Origin of the sequence: Jiangella alba (assembly GCF_900106035.1) — a bacterium.
Lineage (GTDB): Bacteria > Actinomycetota > Actinomycetes > Jiangellales > Jiangellaceae > Jiangella > Jiangella alba.
Window position 1 is genome coordinate 284,311 of sequence record NZ_FNUC01000004.1, and the last position, 13,251, is coordinate 297,561.

Below are 13,251 nucleotides of genomic sequence, written 5' to 3' on the forward strand. Positions count from 1 at the left end.
AGCGTACGTGGTCCAGACCATTGCGACGTTCTCCGCCCGGTCACGGTTCGGCCGCCGTCCGTTCTCCCGGAGTTGGTTCGAGGGTCCAGGATGGTGCCGTGGCCCCGTCCCCAGAGTCCCGGCTGGTCAGACGGCTCGGCACCGGCGACGCGGTCGCGGTCGGGCTGGCCGCGATGATCGGCACCGGCGTCTTCGTCGCCTGGCAGCCGGCGGCGTCGGCGGCCGGCGCGTGGCTGCTGGCCGGGCTGGCCGTCGCGGCGTTCGTCGCCTTCTGCAACGCGGCGTCGACCGCCCAGTTGGCCGCCGTCCATCCGGAGGCCGGCGGCGCCTACCACTACGGGCGGCTGCGGCTCGGCGACGCGTGGGGCGCGCTGGCGGGGTACGCGTTCGTGCTGGGCAAGTCGGCGTCGTGCGCGACGGCGGCGCTCGCGGTCGGCGCGTACCTGTGGCCCTCGCAGGACGTCCTGGTGGCGCTGGCGGCCGTCGCGGCCGTGACGGCGGTGAACCTGGCCGGGGTGACGCGGACGGCGCGGGTCGGCGCGGTGCTCGTGGCGCTGGTGGTCGTGGTGCTGGCGGCGGTCGTCGTGACGGGGCTGGGCGACGCCGGGGTGGCGCCGGACTGGTCGTCCGGGCCGTCGGGCGGCGTCACGGGGGTGCTCGGCTCGGCCGCCGTGCTGTTCTACGCGTTCGCCGGGTACGCGCGCATCACGACCCTGGGCGAGGAGGTCCGCGACCCGGCGGCGATCCCCCGCGCCGTCGTCGTCTCGCTGACGGCGACGCTCGTGCTCTACGCGGCGGTCGGGCTGACGGTGCTGCTGGTGCTCGGCGCGGACGGGACGGCGGAGTCGGCGCGGCCGCTGCGAGCGGTCGCGGCCGCCGCCGGGGCGTCCTGGCTGGAGCCGGTCGTGGCGGCGGGCGCGGCGGTGGCGGCGCTGGGCGCGCTGCTGTCGCTGCAGGCCGGCGTCGGGCGGACGGCGTTCGCGATGGCGTCGGCCGGCGACCTCCCGGCTCGGCTCGCGGCCGTCCACCCCCGCCGTCGCGTCCCGCACGTCGCCGAACTGGCCTCCGCCGTCGTGACGGTGTTGTTCGTGCTGGTCGGCGATCTCGCGACGACGCTCGCGGCGAGCGCGTTCGCGGTGCTGGTGTACTACGCGGTCGCCAACGCGGCGGCGTGGCGGCTCGGGCCGGACGAGCGCCGGTGGCCGCGCTGGCTGTCCGCCGCCGGCCTGGCGTCGTGCGTGCTGCTGGCGGTGTCGCTGCCGTGGCGGACGGTCGTGGCGGGCGCCGCCGGGCTGGCCGTCGTCATGGCCGTCCGCGCGATCCTGCGGCGACGCGCCGGGCCGTGACCCGCGGCTGCCGCAACGTCAGGACGGCCGGGACGAGGAAGGCCCAGAACCCCGAGACCGGCATGAGCGCGACGCCCCACACGGTCAGCCCCAGCAGCCCCCAGCCCAGCCCGCGCGGCGGCGCGTCACCCCGCCGCTCCATAGACCGCACCAGGCCGCCGAGCAGGGCGACGCCGAGGCCGGCCGTGACGTACCAGAAGCCCACGCCGCGCTCGGCGATCAGGGCGGGATCGGCCTCGACCGCCAGCACGACGCCGGCCTCCCACGTCGAGCGCAGTGAGTCGGGGTAGATCATCGGGGCGCTCAGGACGTGCAGGCCGGCGATGACCAGCAGCGACCAGCCGACGAGGGGACGGCGCGCGGCGTGCGTCATGATGCCATGATGGCACAACGTGCCAGCTACGGCCAGATCGCCCCCAGCCGGTCGAGGATCAGCTCGACGGCCTCGGCGACGGTCCCGCCGCCCTCGGCCGCCCACCGCAGCATCGCCGCATCCAGCGCACCCAGATAGGCGCCCGCGATCACCACCGCGGTCGCGCGGTCGAGCGGCGTACCGCGGGCCGGGTCCTCCAGCACCGTCACCACGCGCGCCGTCCAGGCCGGGTTCGCGAGGAACGCCGCCTGCAGGGCGGGGACGGCGTCGCTGATGCGCCAGGCGGTGCGGATGCGCGCGCTCTCGGCGTCCAGCCGCGCCCCGATGGCGCGGGCGGCCTGCTCGACCACGTCACGCGGCGGGAGGTCGGCCGCGACGCCCGCGACCACCTCGTCCCACATCGCCATCCACTCGGCCGGGAGGTCGAGCAGGATCCGGTCCTTCGTCGGGAAGTGGCGATACAGCGTCCGCCGCGACACCCCGGCGGCGGCCGCGATCTGCTCCATCGTCACCGCGTCGTAGCCGCGCTCGTCGAACAGCCGCAGCCCCGCCTCGACGATCTCGCCGCGGGTCGTGCGGCGCCGGCGGGCGCGGAGGTCGCTCACCGGCCCACTCTCCCACAGCGACAGGCGGCTGGAGTGCCGGCGTGGACCGGCGCGGAGACCCGCAGGAGCTGTTCCCGTCGCGGCCGTTCCCGTTCACCGGCGGACGCTTCCCCGCCGACCTCGGCGCCGTGGTGCAGCGGACCCTGCTCGACGGTCGCCGAGCTGGCGGAGCTGCCGCTCGGCCACGAAGCGCGGCGCGACGGGCCCGGCCGGCCGTGGATCATCGAGCCGCACAGCTGGCCCGAGGACTGACCCGTCAGGCTGACCGGTCGAGGGCGGGGCGGAGGGTGCCGACGGGGTGACCACCGCCCAGGACGGGGGCATCGGCGAGGGCGTCCAGCACCGGGGCGCCGACCCCCAGCCGCCGGAGGGCGGCGACCAGGACCGGCATGCGCGCCCGCGCTCCCCCGTCGTCGATCTTGACGGCGACCGCGCGGCCGTCGTCGAGGGCGGCGGCGAGGACGGCTTCGGCGCCGGCCTTGGCGAACAGGCCCGGCACGCCGCGGATCAGCTGCGCCTCATCGCGCGTGGTGCCGCTGGTGTACTCGGGGTGCGCCTGAATGGCGTCGGCCACCCGCCGCTCCGGCGACCCCGGCGGCGCCAGCGCGAGCGACCGGAACAGCCGCGCCAGCCCCACCAACGACACCGCGAACAACGGCGCGCCACAGCCGTCCACCCCGGTGTGCGCGACCGGCGCACCCGCCAGCGAGCCGACGGTGTCGTGGATCGCCGCCTGCAGCGGATGCGCCGGGTCCAGATAGTCCTCGACCGGCCATGCGTTGACGACGCAGGTCAGCAGCATCGCCGCGTGCTTGCCGGAGCAGTCGGCGGCCAGCGACGACGGCTCACCGCCCTTGCGGACGTAGTCGACCATCGTGTCGTGGTCGATCGGGAAGCCCGGCGTGTTCCGCAGCGCCGACTCGTCCAGCCCGCCGAGCGCGAGGATGCGCCGCACGCCGTCGAGGTGGATCGGCTCGCCGGAGTGGCTGGCCGCCGCGAGCGCCAGCAGCTCGCCCTCGAGCGGCAGCCCCAGCCGGAGCATCGCCGCGGCCTGCGCCGGCTTGTTCGACGACCGTGGGTACATCGGCTCGTCGGCGCGGCCGGCGGCGAACGCCACCGACCCGTCGGCGGCCAGCGCGGCCACCGAGCCACGGTGGCGGGACTCGACCAGCCCCGACCGGACCACCTCAGCCACCAGGACGGCGTCGCCCGCGTGCATGTCGCTCCTCGGATCGTCGGCGCAAACAGGTGCGACGATCCTGTCACGAGCGACTCAGATGGTGAAACCGCCGTCCACCAGCACCGACGTCCCGGTGATGAAGCGGCCGTCGTCGCCGGCGAGGTGCGCGACGGTGGCGGCGATCTCGTCCGTGCCGGCGTACCGGCCGAGCGCGGTGTGCGACCGGATGGTGTCGGAGTACGGCCCGTCCGCCGGGTTGAGGTCGGTGTCCGTCGGCCCGGGATGCACCAGGGTCGCCCGGATGCCCCGTCCGCCGAGGTCGCGCGCGAGCCCCTTCGTCAGCCCGACCAGCGCGGTCTTGCTCATCGAGTACAGCCCGTAGCCGGGGAAGACCGTCCGCTCGGCGACCAGGCTGCCGATCGTGACGATGCTCCCGCCACCGGTCATGTGCCGCGCGGCCGCCGTCGCGGCGACGAACGGGGCGCGGACGTTGACGGCGACGGTGCGGTCGAACTCCTCGACGGTGAGCTCGTCGATCGGGCCGACCGGGTACAGCGCGGCGTTGTTGACCAGGACGTCCAGGCGGCCGAACCGGTCGGCGACGACGTCGACGGCGGCCGCCAGCGCGGCGGCGTCGGCGCTGTCGACCGGCAGCGCGAGCGCGCGCCGTCCGGTCCGCTCGACCTCGGCGACCAGCTCGTCGGCGGCGCCGGCCGCGGAGACGTAGGTGAACCCGACGTCGGCGCCGTCGCGGGCCAGCCGGCGGACCACCGCCGCGCCGATGCCGCGGCTGCCGCCGATCACCATGGCCGCCCGGCCGTTCAGGGGAGGTTGCGTGTTCATGCCTCGATCCTGCGTGCGCCCGGCGGGCGGTGCTGGCGGCAAACGGCCGCCGCGTTCGTGCGACGATGCGCAGCATGCGAGCGGTCGTGCAGCGGGTGGCGTCGGCGTCGGTCTCGGTCGACGGCGAGGTCGTCGGCGCCATCGAGCCGGACGGGCAGGGGCTGCTGGTGCTGGTCGGGGTGACCCACGACGACAGCGCCGACGACGCCGCCAAGCTGGCCCGCAAGATCTGGGGCCTGCGCATCCTCGCCGACGAGCGGTCCGCTTCCGACGTCGGCGCGCCGATCCTCGTCGTCAGCCAGTTCACGCTCTACGCCGACACCGCGAAGGGCCGCCGCCCGTCGTGGGGCGCGGCGGCGCCGGGGCCGGTGTCCGAGCCGCTCGTCGCCGCGTTCGTCGCCGCGCTGCGGGGGCTCGGCGCGACCGTCGAGACCGGCGTGTTCGGCGCGGACATGCGGGTCGGCCTGGTCAACGACGGCCCGGTGACACTCGTTCTCGAAACCTGAAGGGGCACCCCATGATCATCGTGACCGGTGGCAGCGGCCAGGCCGGCCGGGCCTGCGTCGCGGACCTGACGGCGCACGGCTACGACGTCGCCTCGGTCGACCTCGTGCCGCCGGCCGACCCGTCGGTCCGGCACAGCCGCGTCGACCTCACCGACTACGGGCAGACGGTGGCGGCGTTCGCCGGCATCGACGACCGCGTCGACGGCGTGACGGGCATCGTGCACCTCGCCGCCATCCGGGCGCCGGGGCTGGCGCCGAACCCCGTCACGTTCTCCGTCAACACGCTGAGCACGTACAACGTGTTCGAGGCGGCCCGGCAGCTGGGCATCAAGAACGTCGTGTGGGCGTCCAGCGAGACGGTGCTCGGACTGCCGTTCGACACGCCGCCGCCGTACGTCCCCGTCGACGAGGAGTACGCGGGCCGGCCGGAGACCGCGTACTCACTGTCGAAGCTGGTCGGCGAGACGATGGCCGAGCAGTTCTGCCGCTGGGACCCGGAGCAGAAGATCATCGGGCTGCGGCTGTCGAACGTCATGGACCCCGAGGACTACGAGCGGTTCCCGTCGTTCCAGGACGACTCGCTGCTGCGCAAGTGGAACCTGTGGGGCTACATCGACGCCCGCGACGCCGCACAGGCCGTCCGGCTCGCCCTCGAAGCTCCGCTGACCGGCGCGGACGTGTTCGTCATCGCCAACGCCGACACCGTCATGGAGCGGCCCAACGGCGAGCTGCTGGACGAGGTGTTCCCGGGCGTCGAGCGGCGCCGCGAGGTGGGTGAGCACGAGACGCTGCTGTCGATCGAGAAGGCCCGCCGGGTGCTCGGCTACGAGCCGCGGTACGGGTGGCGTCAGCGCAGCTGAGGCCGCACGTGCAGGCCGGCCTCGGGGTCGACGACGACCTCCTGGGCGGCGGCCACCCCACCGGCCAGCAGTTCGGCGTCGACGGGGGTGTTGCGCTTGACGACGGCGAGCGCGACCGGGCCCAGCTCGTGGTGGCGGGCGGCCGAGCCGACGGTGCCGACGGTGCGGCCGTCGAGCTCGACGGGGGCGCCGTGCTCGGGCAGGGTGTCGACGGAGCCGTCGAGGTGCAGCAGGACGAGGCGGCGCGGCGGCCGGCCCAGCGTGTGCACCCGGGCGACGGTCTCCTGGCCGCGGTAGCAGCCCTTGTCGAGGTGCACGGCGGTGCCGATCCAGCCGACCTCGTGCGGAATGGTGCGGTCGTCGGTGTCGAGGCCCTGACGCGGCTCGCGCGCCTCGATGCGCAGCGCCTCGTACGCCCACACGCCGGCCGGATCGGTGACGTACGCCGTGAGCTCGGCGCGCGGGACGAACACGTCGCGGCCGCGCTCGGTGACCCGGCTCAGGTGCCGCTCGGCCGGTTCCGGCCGGGGCTCCCAGACGAGGGCGAACTCGTCAGTGACGTCGGCGACCTCGACCTGGGACCAGAACTTCATCTTCTCCAGGTAGTCGCGCAGCGGCTCGGCCGACGTCCGCTCGGTGTGGAACCAGAACGCCTCGCCGTCGTCGACGCCGTAGAGCGCGTGCTCGACCCGGCCGTTCGCGTCGAGGACCAGCGCGGACGTGGCGCGGTGCGGCTCGAGGCGCTCGACGTGCTGGGTGAGCAGCTGATGCAGCCACGTCAGGCGGTCGGGCCCGCTGACCCGCAGGACGCCGCGGTGCGAGAGATCGACCGCGCCCTCGCCGGCGACGAGGCGGCGCTGCTCGCGGAACGGGTCGCCGTAGTGCGCGGCGACGCCGTCGTCGGGCTCGGTGGCCGCGACGGCCCCCGGGGTGGCGAGCAGCGGGCTGCGGTAGGCGTCCATATCCTTCCCAACGCCGGGAGACCCGGAATCAGTCCCGGGCTTCGGTGGCCCCGGCGACCCTCTTGAGCTCGGCCGACAGGTGCGGCTGCAGCTCGTGGCCCATGGCCGACATCTCGTACACGTACATCAGCGCGCCCTCGACCAGCCCGTACAGCCGGTGGCCGGTGCGGTAGTCCTTGGCGGTCTCGGTCTTCAGGACGCCGCGTGTGGCCAGCTCGACCCGAGCCGGCTCGGTCTGCCCGATGTAGATCTCGACGAACCCGGTCGGGTGCGTGAGCAGCACCTCGATCTCGTCGTTCTCCTGCGGCCGCCAGTAGCCGGTCTCGCGGGCCGCGGGCCGCACGAGGTTGCCGTCGTCGTCGAGGATCCAGCTGCGGCTGCGGTAGGACAGGAACGGCTTGTCCGGCACGTAACTGAACTCGACCTCCTGGCCGAACCGGAACGCCTCGATGGTCGGGTAGTCGCCGAGACCCGCACCCTCCCAGCGGCCCAGCAGCCAGGCGATCGGCAGGCAGGCCGGGTGGAGGTCTTCGGGGATCTCGATCAAGCCTGGCCCTTGAACAGCTTGTAGACCACGAGCACGCCCATCATCCCGGCGGCGATGGTGACCAGGACGAGGATGCTGGTGAAGACGAGTTCGAGCACGCCCGCAGTCTAGCCGCCCGGCACGAGGTGCATCGCCGCGGTCCCCTGCGGGAACTCGACCGGCAGCGACACGTGCTCGTGCGCGATCGTCCAGCCGCCGGCGCCGCGCCGCAGCCCGTCGGTGGCGCGGACCCAGTAGCCGACCTCGCGGCCGGTCGCCAGCGTGCCGCTGGTCCGGATCAGCATCCGCACGACCGCGACGTCGCCGCCGTCCTCGACGTGGACGTCCTCGGTCTGCTGGCCGATCGGGCCGGACCAGCGGGCGAACCAGTCGGCGAACCGGTCGCGCATGGCGTCCGCGCCCGCGTAGAACAGCGGCGGGACGACGTCGAAGTACACGATGTCGTCGGCGTAGAACGACATCAGCCGGTCGAGGTCCTTCGCGTGGATGGCGGCGGACCGGGCGTCCAGCAGGGCCGTGATCTCGGTGGTGTCCATGCCCCTCCGACGAGGCAGCGCGGCGGTGTGTGAGGCTTGCGTTCCATGGAGCGCACCCTCGTCGTCAAGGTCACCGCCGGGTCCGACGCGCCGGAGCGGTGCTCGCAGGCCTTCACCGTCGCGACCACGGCGCTCGCAGCGGGCGCGTCGGTGTCGCTGTGGCTGACCGGCGAGTCCGCGTGGTTCGCGCTGCCCGGCCGGGCCGCCGAGTTCGAACTGCCGCACGCCGCGCCGCTGCCCGACCTGCTCGACGCGCTGCTGGCCGGCGGCACGGTGACGCTGTGCACCCAGTGCGCCGCCCGCCGCGGCATCGGCCCCGACGACGTCATCCCCGGGGTCCGCATCGCCGGCGCCCCGACCTTCGTCGAGGAGATCATGGCCGACGGCGCCCAGGCCCTCGTCTACTGAGGGCTGAGCAGCAGAAACCCCGGCGCGGAGTCAAGGCAACGAAGCCACGCGCCGGGGTCCGGCCGGGATCACCGGTGTTACCAGCACCTCCCCCGGCTGGATACCAGCCTAGTCGTTGACGTTTCTGCTGACCAGATGTCACTCTGGTGGGTTAACTACATCGGGATTCCGCCCGGTGTAGTCCAGAGATGGGCTACACCGAGGTGCTCGGCCAGGTGGCCGACGATCTCCGGCGGGTCGGAGCGCTGTCCATCGTTGGTGTCGCCCTGCACCAGGTCGTCGCGCTGCTGAGGTAGCGGACGACCCGCAGGGAGCGGAACGGGGCCGGCGAGTGCCGGCCCCGTTCGTGTGTCCGTGAATCAGCCGACGTGGACGTCGACGTCGGTGACGCCGATGTCGGCGACGACCGAGCGGTCGACGGTGTCGGCGCCGGGGGCCAGCGTGCGCAGCGTCCAGGTGCCGGGCGCGGCGAAGAACCGGAACTGGCCGGTCGCGCTGGTCGGGACCTCGGCGGTGAACTCGCCGGTCGCGTCGAGCAGCCGCACGTACGCGCCGGCCAGCGGCGCGTCGTCACGGTGGACGACACCCTGGATGACGGTCTCCTTGGTCACGTCGACTCCTTCCAACGACACGCCGCCGGTGGTGGCTCCGCACATGTCAGGCCGTCCCGGGCTCATCGCCGAGGGCCACGGGGACGCCGACCAGCGAGCCGTACTCGGTCCACGAGCCGTCGTAGTTCTTGACGTTCTCGACGCCGAGGATCTCGCGCAGCACGAACCACGTGTGCGACGAGCGCTCGCCGATGCGGCAGTAGGCGATGGTGTCCTTGCCGAAGTCGACGCCGGCGTCGCCGTAGAGGGCGCGCAGTTCGTCGTCGGAGCGGAAGGTGCCGTCGTCGTTGGCCGCCTTGCTCCACGGGACGTTCGCCGCGGTCGGGATGTGGCCCGGGACCTGCGACACCTCCTGCGGCAGGTGGGCCGGGGCCAGCAGCCGGCCGGCGTACTCGTCGGGCGAGCGGACGTCGACCAGGTTCTGCGCGCCGATGGAGGCGACGACCTCGTCGCGGAAGGCGCGGATCGAGTTGTCCGGGTCCTGCGCGGTGTAGGCGGTGGCCTCGCGCGCCGGGGCGGTGTCGACCAGCTCGCGGCTCTCCAGCTCCCAGATCTTCCGGCCGCCGTCGAGCAGGCGCACGTCGCCGTGGCCGTAGACCTTGAAGTACCAGTACGCGTAGGCGGCGAACCAGTTGTTGTTGCCGCCGTACAGCACGACGGTGTCGTCGTTGCCGATGCCGAGACCGCCGAGCAGCGCCTCGAACTGCTCCTTGTTCACGAAGTCACGACGCAGCGGGTCGCGCAGGTCGGTGGACCAGTTGACCTTCACGGCGCCGCGAATGTGGTTCTTGTCGTAGGCGGCGGTGTCCTCGTCGACCTCGACGAGCACCACCTTCGGGTTGTCGAGGTTCTGCTCGACCCAGTCGGCCGAGACGAGGCTGGACTCGCGGCTCATGACGCGACCTCCGTGGTGTTGGGTTGGGATGGGAACAGACGCCGGAAGGCGAGGTACAGCTCGCAGCCCAGGCAGAAGCCGAAGGCCGCGTTGAGAAATGCCGCGGCCAGTGCGGCCGCGACGGCGACGTACGCGACCGCGGTCAGCCCGGCCGCGAACGCGATGACGCCGACGACGGCGAACACCAGCCCGACGGCCTGGGCGAACCGCGGCGGCGCGGCGTCTTCGAGCTCGCCGGGCGGACCGAGCCGGGGCCGGACGAGCTTCGCGTACAGCTGCCCGTACGGCGCCCGCGGCAGCCCGAACACCGCTCCGGCCGCGAACACCAGACCCTGGACGGCCAGCAGCCAGGCGCTGCCGGTGACCAGGACGACCGCGAGGACGACGGTGGTGAGCGTGGCCGCGAACCGGGGACCGCGTGGGTCGATGCGAGTCGGCATGGTCCTCCTGACGTGGACGGAACGGGAGATGTTCGTCAGGAACGGCAGAGGCCGTGGACGCGAATGCGTGGCCGCGTGGCGGGGCCGTTCCCCGTCAGGGCAGACAGAGCATGGACGCGGCGCGACCGAAGTCGATGGCGCGGCGCTTCCAGAGCTCGGTGCGGAACATGGGACGAGCGTACGGCGACGACACGCCGTCGTCACCGTCCGTATCAAATAACGAGATATGTCGTCTCGGGATCCGGCCAAATCAGGCAGGGAGGGCGGCTCTCACCTCCGCCAGCCGTGGCGCGCCGGTCGCCCGGCGGACGATGCGGCCAGTGCCGTCGAGCACCAGCGTGGTGGGCGTACGCAGGATGTTCAGCCGCCGGACGAGGTCGAGGTGGTGCTCGGCGTCGATCTCGACGTGCACGACACCCTCGGTGTCGGCGGCGACGTGCGACAGCGTGGCGCGGGCGGCCCGGCACGGCTGGCAGAACGCCGTCGAGAACTGCACCAGCGTGGCCCGCTCGCCCAGCGGCGCGCCCAGCTCGTCGGGGCCCAGCAGCTGCTCGTCCACCCTCGCCTCCACCACCCGGCCGTCGCGGGCACGCCGCCACAGCCCGAACGCCGTGGCGGCCGCGAGCACGGCGACGACGACCACCAGTCCTGTCACACCGGGCACAACGCGCCCGCCGCGGCGGACGATTCCCTAGCCGACGAAGATGCGGCCCAGCACGTAGGCGACCGGCGCCGCGGCGACGAACGGCAGGCTGACCCGCAGCGGCAGGAACGCTCCGGCGCCCCGCGGCACGGCCGCGACCTCGGCGCCGTCGCCCGTCTCGGCCGGCGCGGCGGCGCCCACCTGCACCGCGACCGGCTGCGGCTGGGGCGTGAACTCGTCGGCCAGGCGGTCGACGGCGGCGAACGCGACGGCGGCCAGCAGGCCGGCGAACGTGGCGACGACGACGGCGCTGACGGCGGGCACGGCGTCGCCCACCCAGTCGGTGGTGAGCACCAGTGCACCCGCGCCCAGCGCGGCCAGCAGCACGCCGATGAGCCGGCGCACCGCCCGCGACACCGGCAGCGACTCGGCCAGCCCGACGGCGCCGACGCCCAGCAGCGCCAGCCCGACCGGGTACTCGCCGTCGCCGGACTCGCGCAGCGCCAGCCAGGCCACCGGCAGCACCGCCAGCACGCACGCGGTGACGGACAGCGCCAGCGACGTGGTCAGCCCGGCCCGGCCGTCGCGCCGCAGCAGCTGCACGACGATCGACGCCACGAGTGTCGGGCCCAGGACCGCCGCCATGGGGGTGAGGTCGGAGCCGCCCTCGGTCCACGTCCACCCGAGCGCGCCGAGCCCGGCGGCCAGCGCGATGCCGGCCGACCAGCGCGCCGCGCCGGCCCGGGCCGCGGCCACGCCGCCGAGCGTGAAGATCAGGATGACCAGGGCGAGGCCACCGGCCAGCAGCGCACCCCCGGATGCCGACGCCAGGGCCAGGACGCCGGCGAGGGCGGCGACGGCCAGCGAGGCATGAACGGAGGGCACCTTTGAATGCTTGCAGACGCGGACCGCCCACCCGCGCCGAAATGACAACAACTCCACAACAGTCCGGCTGCCCCCGAGGCACGGCGTGATCTCGGTCTCGCCTGCTGGACGCGGCCCGGTCCTCTACGGTATATGGCACATCGTTTTACGTCACCGGGCACACCGCGCAGCTCGTTCGAGAGGATCCACTGGACATGAGGAACATTCGCGGCCGCGCCACAGCGCTCCTGGCCGTCGCCGCGGTCGCCCTGACGGCATGCGGCGACGACTCGGAGCCGTCGGCCGACGAGACCAGCACCGAGGCGCCGAGCGAGGAGCCGTCCGACGACCCGTCCACCCCGGAGGAGACCACCCCGGCGTTCAGCTGCCCGCCCGAGCTCACCGACGCCCTCCCCGAGAGCCTGGACCCCGGCACCTGCTGGTCGCACCCGGACCTGGAACGCCCGGCCCTGGCCGACGGCACGGTGTTCGCCCTCGAGCCCGACGCGTCCGACCCCACCACCGCTCGCCACATCCTCGCGCTGGACGCCGAGACCGGCGAGCGGCTGTGGAAATCCGAGGTGCTGCCCGGCCAGGTGTCGGCGCTGCGGGCCACCGAGGTCGACGGCGGCCCGGGCGTCGCCGTCGTCGTCACCGAGGACAACGCCGGCGACGCGGTCACCGAGGCGTCGACCGCGTGGGGCTACCTCGCCTGGCCGGCCGACGCCGGTGGCGACGACGGCGGCAACGCCGGCAGCGAGGACCCCGCCTTCGAGGCCGAGGAGCACATCACCGTCGCGCAGGGCGAGAACCCGCACACCGAGGTGTTCTGGACCGACCAGGGCGTACTGGCCGGCGACTTCCTGCTGAAGCCGGGCGCCACCGAGTTCGTCCCGGTCAACCGCGACCCGGAGCCCATGGTCGTCGGCGCGTACGACCTCGACGAGTTCTTCGCGGGCGTCTCCGGTGACCTGATGATCTCCTACGTCCGCGGTATCGCCTACGAGGTCTCCGAGGACGGCGACACCTACGTCGGCTGGCTGGCCCGCACGCTCGACGGCGCCGAGGCGTGGAACACCGTCACGTCGACGCCGAACGAGGAGGACCTGCTCTTCGCCGAAGGACCGAACCACACGACGATCCTGGTCGGCCCGTACCTGCTGACCATCGCCGCGACGGACGAGAACGCCACCGCCTTCGAGGTCACCTGGCTGGACGCCGCGACCCACGAGCCGGCGACGCCGTCGGCCGCCGACCTCGCCGGTGCGCAGCCGGTCATCGCCGACTCCGGCGGCCTGGCTGCCGCCGGCGCGCTGCTCTCCCCCGACGGCACGCGCCTGTTCACCGGCTGGTCGGGCGGGGCGCTGATCCTGGACGTCGAGGCCGGCACGGTCACCCCGGTCGCCACGGACTTCACGATCCAGGGGTCCGCGATCGACGACTCGACGGTCTTCGGCGCCACCGAGAACGGCACCCTGACCGTCGACCTCGCCGGCGCTGAGGCGACGGCGATCGAGCCGCCGCACGAGAGCTTCGACCTCGTCGACGACGAGGTCGGCGTGGCGCTGCTGCAAGGCGGCGTGGGCGAGACGTCCTACCTGGTCGGCGGCCCACGCGCCGACGGCTGACGTC

The 13,251-nt window shown here is 73.8% G+C and carries 17 protein-coding genes; 5 read left to right on the forward strand and 12 right to left on the reverse strand.

The window, feature by feature from the left end; all coding sequences use genetic code 11:
• Window positions 1-98: 98 nt before the first annotated feature.
• A complete protein-coding gene (locus BLV02_RS19135; protein WP_069109674.1) occupies window positions 99-1,346 on the forward strand; it encodes an APC family permease in 1,248 nt (415 codons plus the stop codon).
• Here BLV02_RS19135 and BLV02_RS19140 read toward each other — a convergent pair.
• The 4 genes from BLV02_RS19140 to BLV02_RS19155 form a co-directional block, all read right to left on the reverse strand.
• Window positions 1,303-1,719, reverse strand: coding sequence for a DUF6463 family protein (locus tag BLV02_RS19140; protein ID WP_069109675.1), 417 nt, complete (start codon window positions 1,717-1,719; stop codon window positions 1,303-1,305). The genes BLV02_RS19135 and BLV02_RS19140 overlap by 44 nt on opposite strands.
• A gap of 26 nt (window positions 1,720-1,745) precedes the next feature.
• A complete protein-coding gene (locus tag BLV02_RS19145; RefSeq protein WP_069109676.1) occupies window positions 1,746-2,324 on the reverse strand; it encodes a TetR/AcrR family transcriptional regulator in 579 nt (192 codons plus the stop codon).
• 256 nt (window positions 2,325-2,580) lie between these two features.
• Entirely contained in the window at window positions 2,581-3,543 is a 963-nt protein-coding gene (locus BLV02_RS19150; protein WP_069109677.1) for an asparaginase, read from the reverse strand.
• Window positions 3,544-3,597: 54 nt separating this feature from the next.
• Window positions 3,598-4,347, reverse strand: coding sequence for an SDR family oxidoreductase (locus BLV02_RS19155; RefSeq protein WP_069109678.1), 750 nt, complete (start codon window positions 4,345-4,347; stop codon window positions 3,598-3,600).
• A gap of 74 nt (window positions 4,348-4,421) precedes the next feature.
• Between BLV02_RS19155 and dtd the strand changes: the two genes are divergently transcribed.
• Together dtd and BLV02_RS19165 are read left to right on the forward strand one after the other, a co-directional pair.
• Complete coding sequence (gene dtd / locus BLV02_RS19160) at window positions 4,422-4,853, forward strand: D-aminoacyl-tRNA deacylase (protein WP_069109679.1); 432 nt, start codon at window positions 4,422-4,424, stop codon at window positions 4,851-4,853.
• An 11-nt stretch (window positions 4,854-4,864) separates the two neighbouring features.
• Window positions 4,865-5,713 carry an NAD-dependent epimerase/dehydratase family protein gene (locus BLV02_RS19165; protein ID WP_069109680.1) on the forward strand — a complete coding sequence of 283 codons (849 nt, stop codon included), beginning with the start codon at window positions 4,865-4,867 and terminating at the stop codon, window positions 5,711-5,713.
• On the opposite strand, the gene ygfZ is transcribed toward BLV02_RS19165, so the two are convergent.
• From ygfZ to BLV02_RS19180, 3 genes are all read right to left on the reverse strand, one after another.
• Window positions 5,701-6,675 (reverse strand): CAF17-like 4Fe-4S cluster assembly/insertion protein YgfZ, encoded by a 975-nt coding sequence (ygfZ, locus tag BLV02_RS19170; protein WP_069109681.1) that lies wholly within the window; start codon window positions 6,673-6,675, stop codon window positions 5,701-5,703. The genes BLV02_RS19165 and ygfZ overlap by 13 nt on opposite strands.
• A gap of 28 nt (window positions 6,676-6,703) precedes the next feature.
• On the reverse strand, window positions 6,704-7,222 hold the full coding sequence (locus BLV02_RS19175; RefSeq protein WP_069109682.1) for a heme-binding beta-barrel domain-containing protein: 519 nt from the start codon (window positions 7,220-7,222) through the stop codon (window positions 6,704-6,706).
• A 107-nt stretch (window positions 7,223-7,329) separates the two neighbouring features.
• Window positions 7,330-7,758, reverse strand: coding sequence for a YybH family protein (locus tag BLV02_RS19180; RefSeq protein WP_069109683.1), 429 nt, complete (start codon window positions 7,756-7,758; stop codon window positions 7,330-7,332).
• Window positions 7,759-7,803: 45 nt separating this feature from the next.
• Between BLV02_RS19180 and BLV02_RS19185 the strand changes: the two genes are divergently transcribed.
• The gene (locus BLV02_RS19185) at window positions 7,804-8,166 is read left to right on the forward strand and encodes a DsrE family protein (RefSeq protein WP_069109684.1); all 363 of its coding nucleotides are present in this window, start codon (window positions 7,804-7,806) and stop codon (window positions 8,164-8,166) included.
• A gap of 359 nt (window positions 8,167-8,525) precedes the next feature.
• Here BLV02_RS19185 and BLV02_RS19190 read toward each other — a convergent pair whose 3' ends face one another.
• The 5 genes from BLV02_RS19190 to BLV02_RS19210 form a co-directional block, all read right to left on the reverse strand.
• The gene (locus BLV02_RS19190; RefSeq protein ID WP_069109685.1) at window positions 8,526-8,822 is read right to left on the reverse strand and encodes a DUF1416 domain-containing protein; all 297 of its coding nucleotides are present in this window, start codon (window positions 8,820-8,822) and stop codon (window positions 8,526-8,528) included.
• A 1-nt stretch (window position 8,823) separates the two neighbouring features.
• Window positions 8,824-9,672 (reverse strand): sulfurtransferase, encoded by an 849-nt coding sequence (locus tag BLV02_RS19195; protein WP_069109686.1) that lies wholly within the window; start codon window positions 9,670-9,672, stop codon window positions 8,824-8,826.
• A complete protein-coding gene (locus BLV02_RS19200) occupies window positions 9,669-10,112 on the reverse strand; it encodes a DUF4395 domain-containing protein (protein ID WP_069109687.1) in 444 nt (147 codons plus the stop codon). The genes BLV02_RS19195 and BLV02_RS19200 overlap by 4 nt, the downstream gene beginning before the upstream one ends.
• A gap of 250 nt (window positions 10,113-10,362) precedes the next feature.
• Window positions 10,363-10,767, reverse strand: a complete 405-nt coding sequence (locus BLV02_RS19205) for a thioredoxin family protein (RefSeq protein WP_069109688.1) — start codon at window positions 10,765-10,767, stop codon at window positions 10,363-10,365.
• Between the two features lie 36 nt (window positions 10,768-10,803).
• Window positions 10,804-11,640: a hypothetical protein gene (locus tag BLV02_RS19210; protein WP_069109689.1), complete on the reverse strand. Its 837-nt coding sequence runs from the start codon at window positions 11,638-11,640 to the stop codon at window positions 10,804-10,806.
• 194 nt (window positions 11,641-11,834) lie between these two features.
• On the opposite strand from BLV02_RS19210, the gene BLV02_RS19215 reads away from it, so the two are divergent.
• On the forward strand, window positions 11,835-13,247 hold the full coding sequence (locus BLV02_RS19215; protein ID WP_069109690.1) for a PQQ-binding-like beta-propeller repeat protein: 1,413 nt from the start codon (window positions 11,835-11,837) through the stop codon (window positions 13,245-13,247).
• Window positions 13,248-13,251: the final 4 nt, after the last annotated feature.

Coding starts and splice junctions, on each gene's coding strand:
- BLV02_RS19140 (WP_069109675.1), bottom strand. CDS start 1,719: ATGACGCACGCCGCGCGCCGTCCCCTCGTCGGCTGGTCGCTGCTGGTC.
- BLV02_RS19150 (WP_069109677.1), bottom strand. CDS start 3,543: ATGCACGCGGGCGACGCCGTCCTGGTGGCTGAGGTGGTCCGGTCGGGG.
- BLV02_RS19155 (WP_069109678.1), bottom strand. CDS start 4,347: ATGAACACGCAACCTCCCCTGAACGGCCGGGCGGCCATGGTGATCGGC.
- dtd (WP_069109679.1), top strand. CDS start 4,422: ATGCGAGCGGTCGTGCAGCGGGTGGCGTCGGCGTCGGTCTCGGTCGAC.
- BLV02_RS19165 (WP_069109680.1), top strand. CDS start 4,865: ATGATCATCGTGACCGGTGGCAGCGGCCAGGCCGGCCGGGCCTGCGTC.
- ygfZ (WP_069109681.1), bottom strand. CDS start 6,675: ATGGACGCCTACCGCAGCCCGCTGCTCGCCACCCCGGGGGCCGTCGCG.
- BLV02_RS19180 (WP_069109683.1), bottom strand. CDS start 7,758: ATGGACACCACCGAGATCACGGCCCTGCTGGACGCCCGGTCCGCCGCC.
- BLV02_RS19185 (WP_069109684.1), top strand. CDS start 7,804: ATGGAGCGCACCCTCGTCGTCAAGGTCACCGCCGGGTCCGACGCGCCG.
- BLV02_RS19190 (WP_069109685.1), bottom strand. CDS start 8,822: ATGTGCGGAGCCACCACCGGCGGCGTGTCGTTGGAAGGAGTCGACGTG.
- BLV02_RS19195 (WP_069109686.1), bottom strand. CDS start 9,672: ATGAGCCGCGAGTCCAGCCTCGTCTCGGCCGACTGGGTCGAGCAGAAC.
- BLV02_RS19200 (WP_069109687.1), bottom strand. CDS start 10,112: ATGCCGACTCGCATCGACCCACGCGGTCCCCGGTTCGCGGCCACGCTC.
- BLV02_RS19215 (WP_069109690.1), top strand. CDS start 11,835: ATGAGGAACATTCGCGGCCGCGCCACAGCGCTCCTGGCCGTCGCCGCG.